The sequence below is a fragment of the Campylobacter sp. MG1 genome (assembly GCF_026616895.1).
Classification (GTDB): domain Bacteria; phylum Campylobacterota; class Campylobacteria; order Campylobacterales; family Campylobacteraceae; genus Campylobacter_E.
On record NZ_JANYME010000005.1, the window covers coordinates 121,178 to 139,972 of the forward strand.

Annotated in this window: 23 protein-coding genes; 7 read left to right on the top strand and 16 right to left on the bottom strand. The window is 27.6% G+C overall.

Translation table 11 applies throughout. The annotated features are described in order from the left end of the window. From NY022_RS05635 to rpmJ, 16 genes are all read right to left on the bottom strand, one after another. A complete protein-coding gene (locus tag NY022_RS05635) occupies positions 1-441 on the bottom strand; it encodes a hydrogenase maturation protease (RefSeq protein WP_267524290.1) in 441 nt (146 codons plus the stop codon). Further along, positions 441-788 (bottom strand): formate hydrogenlyase maturation HycH family protein, encoded by a 348-nt coding sequence (locus tag NY022_RS05640; RefSeq protein ID WP_267524291.1) that lies wholly within the window; start codon positions 786-788, stop codon positions 441-443. Before NY022_RS05640 ends, NY022_RS05635 begins: the two co-directional genes overlap by 1 nt. A gap of 1 nt (position 789) precedes the next feature. Beyond that, on the bottom strand, positions 790-1,596 hold the full coding sequence (locus NY022_RS05645) for an NADH-quinone oxidoreductase subunit B family protein (protein ID WP_267524293.1): 807 nt from the start codon (positions 1,594-1,596) through the stop codon (positions 790-792). Beyond that, positions 1,593-2,123 (bottom strand): formate hydrogenlyase complex iron-sulfur subunit, encoded by a 531-nt coding sequence (locus tag NY022_RS05650; RefSeq protein ID WP_267524294.1) that lies wholly within the window; start codon positions 2,121-2,123, stop codon positions 1,593-1,595. The genes NY022_RS05645 and NY022_RS05650 overlap by 4 nt, the downstream gene beginning before the upstream one ends. 3 nt (positions 2,124-2,126) lie before the next feature. Next, positions 2,127-3,839 carry an NADH-quinone oxidoreductase subunit C gene (locus NY022_RS05655; protein ID WP_267524297.1) on the bottom strand — a complete coding sequence of 571 codons (1,713 nt, stop codon included), beginning with the start codon at positions 3,837-3,839 and terminating at the stop codon, positions 2,127-2,129. Next, positions 3,836-5,314, bottom strand: coding sequence for a proton-conducting transporter membrane subunit (locus NY022_RS05660; protein WP_267524299.1), 1,479 nt, complete (start codon positions 5,312-5,314; stop codon positions 3,836-3,838). Before NY022_RS05660 ends, NY022_RS05655 begins: the two co-directional genes overlap by 4 nt. A 1-nt stretch (position 5,315) precedes the next feature. Further along, the gene (gene hyfE / locus NY022_RS05665; protein ID WP_267524301.1) at positions 5,316-5,954 is read right to left on the bottom strand and encodes a hydrogenase 4 membrane subunit; all 639 of its coding nucleotides are present in this window, start codon (positions 5,952-5,954) and stop codon (positions 5,316-5,318) included. Between the two features lies 1 nt (position 5,955). Beyond that, positions 5,956-6,876: a respiratory chain complex I subunit 1 family protein gene (locus NY022_RS05670; protein ID WP_267524303.1), complete on the bottom strand. Its 921-nt coding sequence runs from the start codon at positions 6,874-6,876 to the stop codon at positions 5,956-5,958. A gap of 10 nt (positions 6,877-6,886) precedes the next feature. Next, a complete protein-coding gene (locus tag NY022_RS05675; RefSeq protein WP_267524305.1) occupies positions 6,887-8,821 on the bottom strand; it encodes a proton-conducting transporter membrane subunit in 1,935 nt (644 codons plus the stop codon). Continuing rightward, positions 8,821-9,363: a 4Fe-4S dicluster domain-containing protein gene (locus NY022_RS05680; RefSeq protein WP_267524307.1), complete on the bottom strand. Its 543-nt coding sequence runs from the start codon at positions 9,361-9,363 to the stop codon at positions 8,821-8,823. The genes NY022_RS05675 and NY022_RS05680 overlap by 1 nt, the downstream gene beginning before the upstream one ends. A gap of 499 nt (positions 9,364-9,862) precedes the next feature. After that, complete coding sequence (rplQ, locus tag NY022_RS05685; protein ID WP_267524309.1) at positions 9,863-10,213, bottom strand: 50S ribosomal protein L17; 351 nt, start codon at positions 10,211-10,213, stop codon at positions 9,863-9,865. Continuing rightward, a complete protein-coding gene (locus NY022_RS05690) occupies positions 10,210-11,226 on the bottom strand; it encodes a DNA-directed RNA polymerase subunit alpha (protein ID WP_267524311.1) in 1,017 nt (338 codons plus the stop codon). The genes rplQ and NY022_RS05690 overlap by 4 nt, the downstream gene beginning before the upstream one ends. A gap of 13 nt (positions 11,227-11,239) precedes the next feature. Further along, the gene (gene rpsD / locus NY022_RS05695) at positions 11,240-11,866 is read right to left on the bottom strand and encodes a 30S ribosomal protein S4 (RefSeq protein WP_267524313.1); all 627 of its coding nucleotides are present in this window, start codon (positions 11,864-11,866) and stop codon (positions 11,240-11,242) included. 29 nt (positions 11,867-11,895) lie between these two features. Next, positions 11,896-12,288, bottom strand: a complete 393-nt coding sequence (rpsK, locus tag NY022_RS05700; RefSeq protein ID WP_214117766.1) for a 30S ribosomal protein S11 — start codon at positions 12,286-12,288, stop codon at positions 11,896-11,898. A 9-nt stretch (positions 12,289-12,297) separates the two neighbouring features. Further along, positions 12,298-12,663 (bottom strand): 30S ribosomal protein S13, encoded by a 366-nt coding sequence (gene rpsM / locus NY022_RS05705; protein ID WP_214117767.1) that lies wholly within the window; start codon positions 12,661-12,663, stop codon positions 12,298-12,300. 3 nt (positions 12,664-12,666) lie between these two features. Beyond that, positions 12,667-12,780, bottom strand: coding sequence for a 50S ribosomal protein L36 (gene rpmJ, locus NY022_RS05710; RefSeq protein WP_214117768.1), 114 nt, complete (start codon positions 12,778-12,780; stop codon positions 12,667-12,669). A 291-nt stretch (positions 12,781-13,071) separates the two neighbouring features. Here rpmJ and yedE point away from each other — a divergent pair, with 291 nt between their 5' ends. The 7 genes from yedE (at position 13,072) to NY022_RS05745 (ending at position 18,795) form a co-directional block, all read left to right on the top strand. Beyond that, a complete protein-coding gene (gene yedE, locus NY022_RS05715; protein ID WP_267524318.1) occupies positions 13,072-14,130 on the top strand; it encodes a YedE family putative selenium transporter in 1,059 nt (352 codons plus the stop codon). Then, entirely contained in the window at positions 14,127-14,339 is a 213-nt protein-coding gene (locus NY022_RS05720) for a sulfurtransferase TusA family protein (RefSeq protein ID WP_267524320.1), read from the top strand. The genes yedE and NY022_RS05720 overlap by 4 nt, the downstream gene beginning before the upstream one ends. Beyond that, entirely contained in the window at positions 14,332-15,456 is a 1,125-nt protein-coding gene (locus tag NY022_RS05725; RefSeq protein WP_267524322.1) for an aminotransferase class V-fold PLP-dependent enzyme, read from the top strand. The genes NY022_RS05720 and NY022_RS05725 overlap by 8 nt, the downstream gene beginning before the upstream one ends. Continuing rightward, positions 15,449-15,664 (top strand): DUF3343 domain-containing protein, encoded by a 216-nt coding sequence (locus NY022_RS05730; protein ID WP_267524324.1) that lies wholly within the window; start codon positions 15,449-15,451, stop codon positions 15,662-15,664. Before NY022_RS05725 ends, NY022_RS05730 begins: the two co-directional genes overlap by 8 nt. 369 nt (positions 15,665-16,033) lie before the next feature. Continuing rightward, positions 16,034-17,707 (top strand): type IV secretory system conjugative DNA transfer family protein, encoded by a 1,674-nt coding sequence (locus tag NY022_RS05735; RefSeq protein ID WP_267524326.1) that lies wholly within the window; start codon positions 16,034-16,036, stop codon positions 17,705-17,707. A gap of 384 nt (positions 17,708-18,091) precedes the next feature. Next, the gene (locus NY022_RS05740) at positions 18,092-18,289 is read left to right on the top strand and encodes a hypothetical protein (RefSeq protein ID WP_267524328.1); all 198 of its coding nucleotides are present in this window, start codon (positions 18,092-18,094) and stop codon (positions 18,287-18,289) included. 47 nt (positions 18,290-18,336) lie between these two features. Then, positions 18,337-18,795, top strand: coding sequence for a hypothetical protein (locus NY022_RS05745; protein WP_267524329.1), 459 nt, complete (start codon positions 18,337-18,339; stop codon positions 18,793-18,795).

An 18,795-nucleotide genomic window follows, 5' to 3' on the forward strand; every position in this document is an offset into this window, starting at 1 on the left:
TTAAACAAAACTAAGTAAATTTTTAAATTTAACAATAGCACTTTCTAACGATTTTTTACCGTTTTTACTTATCTTTCTTTGTATTCCTAAAATATTTTTCTCATCTACAAAAATAGCTAAATATAATATTTTTTTACAACTTTGTTCTAAGTATTTTGCCATTATATTAAGAGGTATTGCATGAGTAGATGTAGGTGTAATAGTAGCTAAATCGCTTACAAATTCGGCTCCATTTTTATGTTCTAAATCAATAGCTGCATCAACTATTATAAGAATATCACTTAATATATTTTGAATTTCAAAAAAACAATCTTCAGGAGTATCGTATCCAAAAAATACATTAATATTTGGGAATTTTTTTTGTATATATTTACCAAACAAAATCCCCAAATAATCATCACCTCTTAATCTATTTCCAACACACAATATAGATATTTTCACTACTTAAGCCTCAAAACTAAATAAGAACCTTTTAAATCTTTCAAAATTTCTTTTAAAGGACATTCACACATATCACTTAATAATTTTTTAATATGTTCAATTCTTATTTCTATCTCAAAATAACGGCTTAAATTTCCAATTTTTAGCCTTGTGTATTCCCCTGAGTTATCCAAAATTTCTTTATACTCTTCATTGCTAAATTCAGCAACTTTTTCGGTAAAATCAATAGTGCCAATACCATGTCCTACATAGGTTGAAAAGATTTTCACCTGTTCTAAAACTTGTGGCAATTCTTCGCCTTTTTCTGCATCAATATGTCTTTGAGTTAATTTCCAAACTTCTATCATTTTATAACCATCTAATATTTTCTACATCTATTAATTGTTCATCATTAACTTTAACATATTTAGCATAAACATCATTATGTAAAATTCCTAAACATTCCTTATATCTTGGGTCGTTTTCATTTTTTATCTCGCCAAGTATTACTTCTTTTGCTAAATCTGGATTTTTAGGATTTTCACAAGTTTTTAAAGCATTCATATATTTATCATAAAGTTTCCTACCAAATAAATAACTCATTAAATTTTTTGATAAAGCTAATAATTCTTTTTCAAAAAACACATTGTCAATTATGCTTTTTTCTAAATTTAATTCTAGTTCCCCTTCAACCTTGCTATCAACCTTTGAAATTTTTTGCTCTAAAATTCCTATCCCCATAGCAAGTCCATAAATTATACTAGCTGGGTGTGGAGGACAGCCAGGAACATAAACATCAATAGGAATAATACCTTCAAGCCCTCCATGAACACTATAACAATCATGAAATATCCCACCACTAGAACTACAAGCACCAGTAGCTACTATTATTTTAGGATCCGGTGCTGCTTCATATGCTCTTAATAAAGGATAATACATTTGCCTTGTAACAGGACCTGAAACCACTATAATATCAGCATGTCTAGGACTAGCAACTAATTTAAAACCAAAACGCTCAGGATCCCACATAGGAGTAATAGCTGCAAAAATTTCAATCTCGCAACCATTGCAACTTCCCGCATCAATTCTATACACACTAAAACTTCTTTTTATATTTTTTAAATGTTTTATTTTTTCTTCTAAGGTATTAGCCTTTACAATCTCATCATGTATCATAATATCTCCTTAGCTTCAGTTTCTAATGACAAAATAGCTTTTTTACTTTTACATTCAGGACAAAGATTTACATAAAATTTAGCGTTTTTTATTCTTTCTTCACTCAAATTTGATAACTCTAGTTTCCTTAATGTATAACTTATTAATCTTTTAGTGCTATATAATTTACCACACTCAGCACAGCTAGCCATATCCATTTCACCCCTTTGTATAAGAGCACTTTTATCAAATTTAGCTGCTAATTCATATTCAGTACTAAGCCTGATAGCACCAGTAGGGCATACCTCATCACATCTAGCACAAAAAATACACCTACCACAATCAAATTCCCACACCACCTTAGTATCAACAGCCTTTACACTTATTGCATTAGGAGGACATGCAACCGAACATGCAGCACAACCTATACATAAATCAAATTTATATTTTGGTTGCCCCCTGTATGTTTCTGGTACTAAATATGGCTCTAACGGATATTTACAAGTTTCTAAACCATATTTATCAGTTATATCAATTAATTTCATCATGGCTTAATCCTTTTTCCTACAAATTGCTTTCAAATCTTTTTCTGTTAAAATTTTACTTTCTTTATTTTTTATATCAGTGATAATCACTCTTTCAGTACATGAAAAACAAGGGTCTAAACTACATACAATAAGAGCTGCATCAGCTACCGAATTGCCCCTTAATTGATATCTTAAACTAGGCCAATTTGCATAAGTTGATGCTCTTGCTCTCCATCTATAAACCTTTTGTGAGCCGCCTTGCATAATCCAATGGGTTGTATCTCCTCTTGGTGCTTCAACATAGCCCATAGCATATTTTCCTGCTTGTATATTTACATTTGCTTTTATACTTAAATTTCCACTAGGCATTAATTCAAAGCATTGTCTTATGATATGTATAGAAGATTTTAAATCTTGATATCTTACATATATTCTAGCAAAAACATCTCCACCTTCGCCAATAGATGGGGTAAATTCAATTTTTTTATAAAAATCATATGGATGGTCAATTCTATAATCACGCATAATACCAGAACCTCTCATATTAGGACCTACTGGTGAAAAATCACGGGCAATTTGTTGGTCTAATACCCCAACTCCTTTCCATCTTTTTACTTGCCTTTTATCATCCATTATAGCATCCCAAATTTCATTTACTTGAATTTCAATATTTGCTAAAGTTTCTAAAGACTGCTTTATTTCATTACCTGTCATATCTCGTCTTAATCCACCAATAATTACATTGCCATAAGTTTTTCTACCACCTGTTACAAGTTGAGCTAATTGCATTGTATATTCACGAATTTTAAATATGTGCATAAACGCTGTATAATTTCCTGTAGCTTCACAAGCAAGTCCTATATTTAATAAAAGTGAGTGTAATCTTTCAATTTCTGAGCAAACTATCCTTAAAGCCTGTGCTCTTTGCGGAATTTCAATACCACCAGCACGTTCTGCTGCTTCTATACAAGCGATTGAATGTGCATAACCACAAATTCCACAAATTCTCTCAGCTAAAAATCCCATCTGGTCATAATTCATTCTATTTTCGGCTAATTTTTCCATACCTCTGTGTATGTAAAATAATCTATAATCAGCATCTACTATAGTATCACCATCACAAAATAACCTAAAATGCCCTGGCTCTTCATTCCTAATATGCATAGGTCCTAGTGGGATATTAATTAAATCTCCATCTGGTTCATTAAATGTAAATTCAGGTTCATTTTCTGGATTTGTTATCTCTGGTCTAAAACGATAATCCATAGCATCTTTTCTAAGCGGAAATAAATCATTTGGCCAGTCATCACTTAACATTAATCTTCTTTTATCAGGTAAACCTTCAGCAACAAGTCCAAACATATCATAAACTTCCCTTTCATACCACACACATGCAGGAACATATGGAGTAACACTAGGATAAGTCATTTCTTTAGGTGGAATTAATGTTTTAACGGTAATAAAACATTTCTCTTCATTAGGTATTATCGGGTCATTAGGTAATTTAGAACCCTCTACTGAAAGAACATAATATAAAGCATAATTTTTATTAATACTTCTTTCATCATTACCTATCATACTAGTAAGATATGCTCCTATATCATAATATATATATTTAACAACTGCTGGTAAATCATTTCTATCAACTAATATAGTAAGTTGTTCTTCATGCTCTCTAGTAGTTTCTAAAATATTAAATTTTTCTTCTATTAATTTTATAAATTTATCGCCTCTCATATCTTTCCTCCTGTAATAATTCTAGCACTTTCATCTAGTAAATATGTAAAACTAGAAAAATTATAAATACCAAATAATATTATTAATATCGCTAAAGCTATCAATGGTAAATTTTCAATAAAAGTCATCTCTTTATTATATTTTACTTCTCCAACAACCTTACCAAAACTTGATAAGAAAAAGTGTGAAAAATCGGCTATAAATATAACTAATAACGCTATAGCAAAAAGAGCTATTGATAAATACTGACCACTCATAATACCAGCTTTAAAAATATTAAATTCACTAAAAAATATAGCAAAACCAGGAACACCGACTAAAGAACAAATTGAAATTCCAAATAACACTGTCGTTACAGGTGCTATATAAACCATACCGCCCATTTTAAACATATCTTTTGTTCCATAAATTCTTTCAATATTACCAGTTACGCAAAAAGCTAACGCCTTAGTAAAACTATGTGCTAAACAGTGAAATAATGCGGCAAATACTCCTAAAAACGAACCTATTCCTAGACCAACCGCAATAACCCCCATGTGAACTATAGAATGATACGCAAACATTCTTTTAACATCATGCTGAGTAATTAAAAAATATCCTGATACAAATAAAGTTAAAATTCCACTTATAATCATTACATCTTGAACAAAATCAAAACCAACAGCATTACCAACTATAGCATAAAATCTAATTAAAGCAAGCATTGCACATTTTAACAATATACCTGATAATAAAGATGATGTAGGTGCTGGTCCTTGTGCATGTACATCAGGCAACCAAGTATGAGTAGGTACTAAACCTGCCTTAGTTCCATATCCTATTAATGCGAAAATAAATACGAGTTTTAGTGCATCTTTGTTTAAATTACTAGCATTATCTAATAATTTTGAAAACAACATAGCATCACTACTTAAACTAAAACTATGATAACTTGATGAATATAATAACACTGTAGCAAACAATGCAAACGCCAAACCTATAGAACAAAGAACTATATATTTATAGCCACTTTCAGTTGATTTTTTGTCATTATTTATAGCTACTAAGAATACAGATGCTAATGTAGTTGCTTCAACTGCAGCCCAAAGTAAAGCCATATTATTAACAACGCAACTTAATGTCATTGTAAAAACAAAAATATAACTAAGAGAATAATAATGTCTTATTCTTTTTATAGTAAAAGTTCCTTTTTCTAACTGCCATTTTAAATAACTAGTAGAATAAAGATTTGTAAAAAATCCAGTAATTGCTATTAAAATTAAAAATATAGCTCCTATTGAATCTATTGCTAAGATTTCATTAAATTCACTCATAGTTCCATTTTTAATTACTAAATATACAAAATACAATATAAATATTGAATTAATTAAATTTAAAATTATATGCATAAAATTTAATTTCTTTAAATCATTAGGCATAAAAAACATTAAAATACCGCAAAATACTTGGATTATTAATAAGTGTAAAATTTGCATATTAACCCCTTAAATTAGTAGCCTTAGAAGTATCTACGCTACCATAACTTTTATAAAATCTAATTGCTAAAACCCCCATAATAACTACGGCAAAAATAGCATCAGTTAAAATTCCAAGCTCTACTATTTCATGAGCATCATATGCTAATAAAGCCATAGTTAAATGAATACCATTTTCAAATAAGCAATAAGATAAAATTTGTTTGATAAATGAATTTCTTAATATAAATCCAAAAATACCTACCATAAAAATAAAACCTGACGCAACAAGTGCTAATGGTATATTAATTAAAGCAAACTCTTTAAAAACATTATAAAGCCCCATTGAAACTGCTAAAGAAAAAGATACCGCAATTACAGGAGAAACGAAAAATCCAGCTACTGGCTCATCTTCACTTACTAAATTTAATTTTTTTATAAGATAAAACATAGCAATAGGAACAAATAAAACCTTTGTAAATATTCCAACTATTGATAATGTGAGTAATTCTTTTATACCAGTTTGCATATAAATCGTAAAAAATGTGGCAACCAATAATGTTGCACAAATTTGATATGCTAATACACTTTTTTTATAGTTTCTTAATCCAAAAGCAGCTAATGCTGATATCATCATACATACAGTTAAAATTTCTAACATTTTAAACTCCTACTACAAATAAAATCGCTGAAAAAATTGCTATTGATGATGCAAAAGCAACACTTTGTTTTACCATTGAAGTAATCTTAAATCTAGGGCTAAAGTTATCTATAAAAATTCCTAAAATATATAAAGCACTAGCCTCTAAAATAAAAACTATCATTGCTAAAACAGGATTAGAAAAATTCCAAGGTTCAAATAATACTAAGAAAAATCCTATAACACAGAATTGTTTTATTATTAAGCTAAGCTGAACTAATGCTAAATCTCTACCTGAATATTCACTTAATAATCCTTCTTGTAATTCTTCATGAGCTTCAGCAAAATCATAAGGTTTTCTACCCGATTCTATATACATAGCCCATAAAAATGCTATAGAAGCCACAGCAAAACTAGAAACCATATATCCATAATCACCATTTAAAACATTAGATTTAATTTCTAAAAATGAACTAGTTCCGCATGCAAACATAATTACACACAAAGAAAGTATAACAATCGGTTCAACATAAATTCCTAAAAGCATTTCCCTACTTGAACCAACTCCAGCAAATGGACTACCACTATCATATCCGCCTAAGGCAAAAACTAATCTAAAAAATGCATCTAAATATAAAAATATAAATATATCAGAATAGCCATACATAAACGAATTTAGACCGTAAGTTATAGGCAATGTTAAAAATATTGCTAAAGATATTGTTAGCAATATATGTGGAACAAATTTATATAAAGGATTAGCATGTGTTGGCATAGTCCTTGATCTATTAAAAAGCTTTGCTAAATCCCTGTAAGTTTGCCATATTGGTGGTCCAATTCTTGCTTGATATTTTGCACGAATTTTTCTTGCTATACCATCAATTAATGGTGCTATCATCAAAAGTGCTAAAAGCTGAAATAATATTAAAACTACATCACTCATAACATTCTCCTTATAATAAATAATAAGATACTACAAACATAAGACATAAATAAACAACTATATATAAAGCATATATATTTGTATATCCATTTTGAATAGGACTTAATTTGTTAGCTATTTTTAAATTTAAATTAATTAATGGTACATAAATCTTATCCCAAAAAATCTCTTTTACAATTATTTCATATTTAGATTTTGTAAAATATCCATCATCGCTAAATTTGGTTTCATGCCTATAAAAAAACGATAAGATTCTTCTTAAATCTCCAGTAAATGGAGTAGATGAAATTTGCATTTTAGGACTATACTTAAATCCAGTTGCCCATGGTTTTGTGTACCTTACTGGATTTTTATTAATTTTAGCGAACATTAAAGCAATAAATACTAATAACAAAATAGCAATTAAAATAATTGTAACAATAGGCATACTAACCAAATATTCTTCGCTATATTCAACATTAATAATACTACTACACAATATAATTATTTTATTTATTACAAAACCTGAAAAAATACCAAAACAAATAGATAATATTGCTAAAACATAAAGTGGGATAATTGTAAAAATACCACCTTCTTTTGCTTTGCTATGGATTTCTTCATTTCTTTGCTCACCTAAGAATATACCTCCATATAATTTTACAAAAGTCATAATAGCAAGGCTACCAGCTACTCCGATACTAAGCAATGCTAAAACCATCATTAATCTAGCTATAACATCACCTTTACTAGCACTAATAATTATTCCTTTAAATAAAACCCACTCACTCATAAAGCCACTTAAAGGTGGAATAACACTAATAGCCATTGCACCTATTAAAAAAGCATAAGATATTAAAGGCATTTTTTTATGTAATCCACCTAATTTATTTATATCACTTGTTCCAACAGTTGAATTTACAGCTCCTGCTGCAAAAAATAATAAAGATTTAAATACTGAATGGTTAAGACTATGAAATAGTGCTGCTAAGAAACCCATTATAGAAATAGTTGTGTTTTGAATCGCTAAACCATAAAGACCTACGCCTATAGCAATTAATATTATTCCTATGTTTTCTATTGAACTATAACCTATAGCTTTTTTATAATTATTTTCAATTACTCCATATAAAATACCAAGAACAGCACTAATCATTCCTAAAATAATTATCGTGTATGCCATACTTGCACTAATATTAAGATATAAAGTAAATTTAATAATACCAAATATGGCAACTTTACCCATAACAGCACTCATTAAAGCAACGCTATTATATGGAGCTATATTGTATGCAAATGGAAGCCACGCATGAAGAGGAAAAATCCCAGCTTTACTACCAAAACCTAATACTAATAATAAAAAGCATATATAATTTAAACTTTGAGTAAGATTTATATTTTTAAAATCACTAAAATATATTGACTCTGCACTACTTGACATAATTAATAATGCTATTACCATTAAAAATGCTCCAAACTGAGCTACGCCTATATAAACTAAAACAGCCTTTAAAATATCTTTACTATTATCATTAAAATATAAAAATAGTGCTGATAAAATAGTCATAACCTCCCATAAAAGTATAAAAGAAAACACATTATTAGAAAGAATGACCAAAAACATAGATAAAATAAAAAAATTATATAAACTAGCAAACACTGCTAAATTTACATTTTTATTTTTTAAATAATCCAATGAATAAATAGAACCGAAACTGGTTATTAAAGAAACTATTGTTAAGAAAAAATTTTCTAAATTATTAGCTTCAAAATTAGTTTCAAATAATAAATTTGTAGGTAAAACAAAAATATGTTGATTGTATAAACCTAATACAAAAAATAAACAAGATACCAAACCTAATAAAAAAGCACCACCAAAACCAATAAATTTCGCAATATTTTGAAATTTATAAGACAATAAACAAAATATCCCAAGTAACAAATAAAGACACAATATACAACCCATTATTGTCCTCCTAATTTAGCTATAAAATCACTAACATCTACTTTTAATTTTTTGCCAAAAACATGCTCTTTATTAGACTTAATGAAAATCAAAGCTCCTTTAGGACAAATATCTACACAGGCAGGATTACCAGCACATGTATCACATTTTACAGCTATAGATTTTCTACCGATCACACTTTCATATCCTAAGCTATCACTATTATTTTCTTTAATAGATGGAATATTTTCAGCATCTATTCTAATAGCACCATAAGGACATGCAATAGTACACAACTTACAACCTATACAAGTATTCTCACTAAGACTTACTATCCCATTTTTAAGCTGTAAAGTAGCTGTTGGGCATACATTAGCACAAGGTGCATCATCACATTGTCTACATTGATTAGGCATGTGCATATTGTCTAGCTCAAGTACTATTAGACGATTTTTGTCTAATTTTCCTCGTTTATAAGCACTTTTTATACAGGCTTTCTCACAAGCCTTACAGGCTATACATAAACTAGGATTACAAATCACATAATCATGAATTTTTCCCATTATAAAACCTCGCTTAATTTAAATAATTAATTTATTATAATAAATATTAGATTAAAAATATATATTTTTTAAAAAAAAATTATTAAATATTATTAAATTTTTTATTAAAAAAAATTATAAATTAACATTAGTAGAATATTGAAAATTATTAAAAAAACCTACAAGATGATTATTTTACTTATATAAAAAAATAATTTATAATATAAATTTATAATAACACATATCATTTGATAAATAAAAAAATATATATAATATGTAACAAATAGTAACAACTATATACATTAAATAAAGAATATGAATTATATTGCAATTATAATATTAATTTGTTTTTATCAAATTTATTTAATCAAATATAATAATTCTTTAATTTTATAATTAATACATCCTTAACTATATTTGTAATAAATTACAAATTAAAAACCATACTCTATTAAAAATTAAAAAATTATGAAATCAAAATATAGTAATAAAATAAATTGAGTGCATAAGCACTCAATTTTCATACTAGCTCAATATAAGCTAGAGTAGCTGCATCACCACGGCGAGTTTTTGTTTTAATAATTCTTGTATAGCCACCATTTCTTTCTTTATAATTTGGTGCTATTTCATTTACTAATTTATTTGTACATTCTTTATCTTGTAAAGCTGCAAATACTGCTCTATGTGCGTTAAAATCTCCAACTCTTGCACGAGTTATTAATCTTTCAATATAAGATCTTAATTCTTTAGCTTTTTCTACAGTTGTTTCAATTTTGCCACTTTTAATAATAGCAATACTTAAATTCTTTAGTAAAGCCGCACGATGAGAACTAGTACGTCCTAACTTCCTATATCCATGTCCATGTCTCATTTATTATCCTTTGTTAGCTTTATTTCATTTATTTTTTCAATTAACTTATCCTTATAAGAATCTATAACACTACCTCCTATAGGATAACCAATTTCTCTCATAGCGTTAGTAATTTCATCAACAGATTTTTTACCAACATTTTTTAAATTATTAATATCATGTTCACTCATTAACGCTAATTCACCTATGTATTCTATATTAGCATTTTCTAATCCATTACTACTTCTAACACTAAGACCTAATTCTTTAACACTTTTTAATAAAGGTCCTAAATCTATTTCTTCTACTTGTTCTTCGCCAAAAGTTTTAGGACTAGTAGTTGTGATTTTATTAAATACTGACATTTGCTGATACATAGATTCTAAAGCATTTTTAAAAGCATCAACAGGGCTAATTTGCCCATCAGTAGTGATTTCAAAAACAATCTTCTCGTAATCAGGATTATCTTCATGTAAAACATTTTCAATCCTATATATTGAATTTCTTACAGGATTAAAAAACGCATCTAGTGCTATAAAACCACTTTCAGTTCTTTCCCTTAACTCTTCACTAGCAACATAACCAATGCCTTTTTCTATGATAAGGGTAAAATCCAATTCAGTATCTTCATTTATAGTAGCAATGTAGTTATCAGGGTTAACAACTTCAATTACATTATTGGCTAAATCACTACCTTTAATTTCTCTAGGCCCTTTGAAGCTAAAACTTATCTCTTCTCTTTTACTATCTTCGTTTTTAATCTTAAAACGCATATTTTTAATATTGATAATAAACAAAGAAATATCTTCTAACATACCTCTTTTACTATCAAATTCATGACTTACTCCATCAATTTTAATAGCAGTTGCTGCATAGCCTATAGCACTTAAACATAAAAGCCTTTGTAATGGATGTGCCAAAGTAATAGCAAAACCAATTTCAAAAGGCCAAGCATTTATACGTGCTTTATTCTCGCCTAAACTTTCAATTGTAAATTCAGTTGGCATATGAGCTGTTGTAACTACTTTTCTCATTTGCTACTCCTTATTACTTAGAGTATAGCTCTACTATGAATCTTTCCTCAACAGGAATGACAACTTCTTCTCTCTCAGGTTTTCTTGTGAAAATTCCATATTTTTTATCTTTTTCAACATCAACCCACTCAACAATACCTGTTTGATTTGTAAGTTCAACTGCTCTTACTATTTGAGGATTGTTTTTGCTTTTTTCTACAACTTCAATTTTAGCGCCTGGTAATACTCTATAACTTGGAACATCTACTCTTTTACCATTTACTAAAATATGTCCGTGAGTTACAAGTTGTCTTGCAAAACGGCGAGTTGTAGCAAAGCCCATTCTATAAACAACATTATCAAGTCTTTGTTCTAAGAATTGAATTAAAATAGAACCTGTATTTCCATCTTTTCTAGCAGCTTCATTAAATAAACTTCTAAATTGCTTTTCGCTTACACCATACATAAATTTAGCTTTTTGCTTTTCTCTTAATTGTAAACCGTATTCGCTAATTTTACCTCTTCTTTGACCATGCTGACCTGGTGCATAAGGTCTTTTATCTAAAGCACTCTTACCAGCTAGTCTTCTTTCACCCTTCATTGCAAGGCTAACGCCTAATCTTCTTTCAATTTTCTCTACTGGTCCAGTATATCTTGCCATACTATTTCTCCTATATTCCTATACTTATATTATACACGACGGCGTTTTGGTGGTCTGCAACCATTATGTGCTAATGGTGTAATATCTTTTAAGAAAGTAACTTTAATACCTTCAACTGCACCAACACTCTTAACAGCAGTTTCTCTACCGCTACCAGGACCTTGAACACGAATACCAACTTCTTTAATTCCGTGTTCTTTAGCTTTATTTAAAGCATCTTCAACCGCTTGTTGAGCAGCAAATGGAGTTGATTTTTTAGAACCTTTAAATCCTAAACCACCTGCACTACTCCATGCAATTGCATTTCCCATTTCATCTGTAACTGTTACCATTGTATTGTTAAAAGTTGCACTAATATATACTACACCTTTAGCAATATTCTTTTTAACTACTTTTTTCTTAACTACTTTTCTCTTAGCCATTATCTATCCTTACGCTTTTGCACCAACGGTTTTTCTCTTACCTTTGCGAGTTCTAGCATTTGTTTTAGTTTTTTGACCACGCACTGGTAAACCTTTTCTATGTCTTAAACCACGATATGAACCTAAATCCATTAAAGCTTTAATGTCCATAGCAACTTGTTTTCTTAAATCACCCTCAACTAAATAATGTTCTTGGATTTCTTTACGAATATTTGCTGCTTCATCTTCGCTTAATTCATATACACGCTTGTTTGGATCTATTCCAACTGCTGCTAAAATTTTGCGTGAAGTAAATAAACCTATACCATAGATATAAGTTAAGCCATATTCAATTCTTTTTTTCTTTGGTAAATCAACACCTGCAATACGAGCCATACCTTATCCTTGTCTTTGTTTGTGTTTTGGATTTTCGCAAATAATACGAACAACGCCTTTTCTCATAACGACTTTACATTTGTCGCACATTTTCTTAACAGATGGTCTTACTTTCATCTTGTCTCCTAAAAAATAATTTGCTTTCCACTTTTTTACAATCTGCATTTTTAGGTATCACGAATTACCAACTAATATTTAAATGGTGGAAAATTCACTCAAATATTACTTCTTCACACAGATAAATTGCAAAAAGTTAGGATAATATCAAAATAACATTAATATAACATTAAACAAAATAATTTCTATGAATTTAAAATAAATAGATAGAATAAAGATTATTAGGCTTAAGTATTAAGCACGACACATTCATTACAAGCTGTCGTTATAAAATCATTTGAAAGGTTTATTATGAAATTAGCGTTATTGCCTATATTGGCTGGGGCTTGTTTTGGAATTTTAGCTCCTGTCTTGGTGTATTTTGGAAACCCTGCAAATATGGGGGTTTGTGCTGCGTGTTTTACTAGAGATATTGCTGGAGCTTTAGGGCTTCATAATGCTAGTATAGTTAAATATATAAGACCTGAGATTATTGGGCTTGTTTTAGGTGCATTTTTAAGTGCATTTTTAGCTAAAGAATATCGTCCTAGAATGGGTTCAAGTCCTATAATTAGATTTTTCTTAGGTGTATTTGCAATGATTGGCGCTTTAGTGTTCTTAGGATGTCCTTGGAGAATGTTTTTAAGACTTAGTGCTGGGGACCTAAGTGCTATTGCTGGGCTTTTTGGTTTTCTCGCTGGAATTTGGGTTGCTGTAATATTTTTAAAAAAAGGTTTTAGTTTAGGAAGAAATTATATAAGCTCAAATATAAATGGCTACATTTTTATATTATTTGCCTTAATTTTATTGATACTTTTAGTACTTAAAACTAATACTGATTTTAAATTTATAGACTTTTCTGCTAAAGGTCCAGGTTCATTACATGCTCCTATTTTAATCTCACTTGTTGTTGGAATTTTCTTAGGATTTTTATTTCAAAAAAGTAGATTTTGTTCAGTTGGTGCAATTAGAGATATGATAATTTTAAAAGATAGTCATTTATTACAAGGACTAATAGCATTAATTGTATTTGCTATAATCACAAATTTAATTTTTGGATTTACAAAAATTGGATTTAACGAACAACCTATAGCACATAATGATTTTATTTGGAACTTCTTAGGAATGTTTTTATCAGGTCTTGCTTTTACATTTGCTGGAGGTTGTCCTGGAAGACAATTAGTATTAGCTGGAGAAGGTGATAGCGATGCTGGTATTTTTGTATTAGGTTTACTTTTTGGTGCAGCTTTTGCACATAATTTTGCACTTGCTAGTTCGGGTGCAGGAATAGGTGAAAACGCTCCTATTGCAGTAATTTTAGGAATAGTTTTTTGTATTTTTATAGGAATATTTGCAAGGAATAAAAGATGATTGAATTAGATGTAAGAGGACTTAACTGTCCTGAACCAGTAATAATGCTCAAAAATCTTATAGATAATGGTGAAAAAAATATAAAAGTAATAACTAGCTATGGGGCAAGTGCAAGTAATATTGAAAGGCTTATAAAAAATAGCAAATATAAAATAATTGCAAAAGTAGAAAATGAAAATGATATAATATTTAAAATACAAAATGGATAAATATTATTATTTTGATAACGCTTCAAGCTCATATCCAAAAGCTCCTAATATAATGGATTTTACAGGTCTTGTAAATCCTAGTAAGGGCGCTTATGATATGAGTTTTGATACAGCTAGGATTGTTTTTAAAACTAGAAAAAAACTAGCAAATTTATTTGGCTTAAAAGACATTAGAAGAGTTATTTTTACAAGTGGAGCAACTCATAGCATAAATATAGTTTTAAATGGACTTTTAAAGCAAAATGATATTGTAGTTATTACAAATTATGAACATAATGCTGTTTTTAGAACTTTAAATCATCTTAAAGCTAAACTTAATTTAGAGCTTAGAATAATTCCTTGCGAAAGTGATTTTAGCCTTGATTTAAAAGTTGCTTATGATATGCTAAAAGGCGCAAAATTACTCATAAGCACCCATGTAAATAATGTCTGTGGTAAAATGGCAAATGTTGATGAGCTAAGTGAATTAGCTAAAATTAATAAAACATTTTTTATGCTTGATGCTGCACAAAGTGTAGGCACAATTACTATGAATGATATTATGAATAAAGTTGATTTTTTATGTTTTAGTGCCCATAAAGGATTATTATCTTTAAGTGGCTTAGGAGGACTTTTAATAAACGATGATTTTGATATAAATTTGCTTGAACCTTTAATTTATGGCGGGACAAGTAGTTTTAGCGATAGTGAAAAAATGCCAGAATTTTTACCCGATAAATACGAAGCTGGGAGCTTAAATTACCACGCCATAGCATCACTTTTTAATAGTATTGATTATATAGAACAAATAGGAATAGAAAATATTTATCAAAAAAACCTTGAATTAAGAGAATATTTTTTAGCAAATGCTAAAGGTATCATAATACACGATATAAAAAACTCCATTAATAATGTTTCAATTCTTTTTAAAAATATAGACATAAGCAAGGCTACTGATAAGCTAAATAAAGATTATAAAATATGCGTTAGAAGTGGGCTTCATTGCTCTATTTTAACTCATAAACTCTTAGGCACTTTTAGTAAAGGTGGAAGCATTAGAATTGCTTTTGGAGTGCATAATAATTTAGATGAAACTAAGTATTTAATAAAGGCTTTAGAGGAGATTAGTAATGATTAAGGCTTATATTTTAGTGCATACTAGTGCTTGTGCTTTTATGAGTGAAGAAGTGTTAAATAAGGCTAAGATTTATAATAAATTAGTCTCAACGCCAAGGGAATTTTCAAGCGATTGCGGAATGAGTGTTTATGTAGAATGTCCTAATGTTGATGAAATTTCACAAATTTTAAACGAAAACAAAATAGAACATATAATAAAAATTATTTAATTAAAATAATATTTTAAATTAATATTTAACTAAAATAATTATTTATTAAATAATTAAAATAAAAATATTTAATTTGTACTTATATTAGTTCTGATATTTAATCGTATATAAAATAATAAATAAAAAATACGATAAAAATTTACTTACAACAATTTAAAATTATTAACTTCATACCTTATTTTATATAAGAATAATTAAATAATAATTTATTATAAAAAGAAATAAAATAATTATTTTTTCTTTTTATAATATTTTTTATGTTTTTATAATAGTAAAAATAAATAAAATTTTAATTTTTATCTTAAATTCATTGATTATTAACTAAAATTAACTTATTATTAATAATAAATTAAAAATTAAGGAGTTAAAATGTTAATAAATACTATAGGATTTTTAAATAATAATGAAAACAAAAATACAGACAATAACTTTTCAACCTTTAAAGAAAATGCAATAATTCCTTGTGAATTTACAAATTCAATATGTTTTGGACAAACTGGTTGTGGAAAAACAAGTAGCTTTGTCCTACCTAACATAAAAAACAGATTAGAATTAAACCACAACCTAATAGTATTCGATTACAAAGGAAATTTATACGAACAAGTTATGTTTTTGTCACAAGATAGATTTAATGATATAAAATTACTTGGCTACCCATTAGGATGCAAATTTAACTTGCTAAAAGAATTAAATGACAAAGATTTTGATTTAATTTTTATTGATGAATCAAAAATGGACTACTGGGCAAAATCAGCAAAGGCACTTTTTATGGCATTAAAAGACTTAATTGAATTAACTATTAAATTTAAAAATGAAAAATTCTATAAAAATTTTAACGATTTTAATCTACCAAAAGAACTAAGCTTTAACACAATTTATCAATATTTAAACACAAAAGAAATTTCAAAATTATGCAGTTTTTGTAAAGATTATATTTTAAGCGTTCATTTAGGAACAAAAATAGGTTTGAAAAATGATTACAATATATTTTTAGCTAATAAAATTTATAAAAGTTGTGAATTTTTAGAGCCATTTACTGACGAAAACTTAGAGAGTACAAGTAGTAGTACGGGTAATAAAGGTGTTATTGAATGCTGTGCTAACTATATAAAAGATTTAGCAATGAATGAAAGTATCAACAATGACAAGGGCTGTTTAAGAGATTTACTTTCACAAAATTTTATATTTATAATAAATTGCTCTTATCTTACAAATAATATAAATATGATTTTAAATAAATGTATTTTTAATATTCTTAAAGAAATTAAAAACAAAAAACCAACAAGCATATTCTTAGATGAAGCACATAAAATAATTGATAAAAATAGCATTCCTGAAGTTAGCGTGTGTAGAGAATTTAAAGTAGAATATTTTTTCTCAACACAAAATAAGAATCAGTTAATTACATTATTAGGTAACACTGCAAGTGATGCTTTATTGCAAAATATAGCTCGTCAAATTTCATTTTATGATAATTCAGATGATAATTATAAATATTTAAAAACTTTTGAATTTAAAATAACTGAAAATTCTAAAGATTTTGATGATGAAATTCATACAGCAAAACATATTTTTATAAATGAAAATATTTGTAACGAGATGAATTCTAAATATTATGAAATGATTTTAAAAAACAATAATGATTATATTTTAGTGGATGAAAACGGAAAAAAATATAATAAAAATATAGTGATAAAACAAAAAAATAACAATAATATAAATGAAATTTTAATATTAAAAAACGAAAAATCAATCTTAGGCTATATTTTTAACAAAAAAGAAAATCAAGAAAATAAAAAACAATGTCTAACATTTATTGAAAAAAATATAAAAAATAGTAATTTCACTGCATCAAAATATTTAGCAGAATGTAGATGCAAAAAAGAACCAGAAATATTAGACAAGACAAGATATAAATTTGATCAAAAAACGCTTGATGAAACTAGAAAAGAAATGAGTCACTACATTGATGACTATTATGATAACATTGACTTTGTAGAAAATTATTGCGACCTAGATAATAATTTTGATGATGAATATTGATTTAGCACCAAAAAGTGCTAAATTATTTAAGGATTTTTTATTTTTTTACTATAAGAAAAAATAACTAATAAGATATATCACAATTATTACTCTATTAAATTCTATTACCATATTAAAATAACTTGATCTAACTATATTTATTATATATTTTTAGTAAACTCAAACTCTAAAAAAATTTTAAAATGATTACTGAATGAATATTTATGTGAAATATCCCAATATAAACAAAGTTTCAAAAATACTAGATAAAAATAAAATAGAGCATATTATAAAAATTATTTAATTACAGATTTAAATTCTAAGAAAATTTTATTTTATATTAAAATATAATTGACTATTTGTTTAACTTGGGGGGGGGGGTATAATCACTCAAAAGGAGAACTAATGAGTGAATTATCAACAAACGAAAACAAATATGAATTATTTAAAGGCGTTGCTTTAAGTGATAACTATGAAATAGTAGGTTATGATTTAGTTTATTTAAGTGAAATTGAAATTATTTCTATATCTAAAGAAGACTATAAAGATGCTGAAAAAAATCTAAAAGCATTGGCAAATTTTTTGGTTTTAATTGTGTTCTAAAAGTTACTAAAGAGCAATATACAGATAATACAAGCACGACCGGTATAATGGATACAAAAGGAACTATGAAAGCTAGTCCAAATCCTTTTGAAATTTCAAGAAATTATGTTGTCAAAACAGCTTCTACTATAAAATCCATTACAAAAACAAACAATGTATTTACAATTAAAGGTTTGTTAGGTATTATCGGCAAACCAAATCCAAATGCAAATACTTTAAAAATAATTTTTAAAGAAAAAGAAAAAATATATTTAGAATGTATAGATACAGCAAGAAATATTTATTATGCAAATTTACATATAAAAAATATAGAACAAAAACTCTCAATATTTCCGATGAATATCTTTGCAAATTTTACAAGAGCAGGACTTGTTAAAAATCATGTAGAAACATTGGTTAAATATGAAAATTCTTTAAAAGAATTGCTTGATAGATACGGTAAAGATTTTGTAACAATTTATAAAATATGTTCTAAAAATGTAACAATAAAACACATGGGAGAGTAA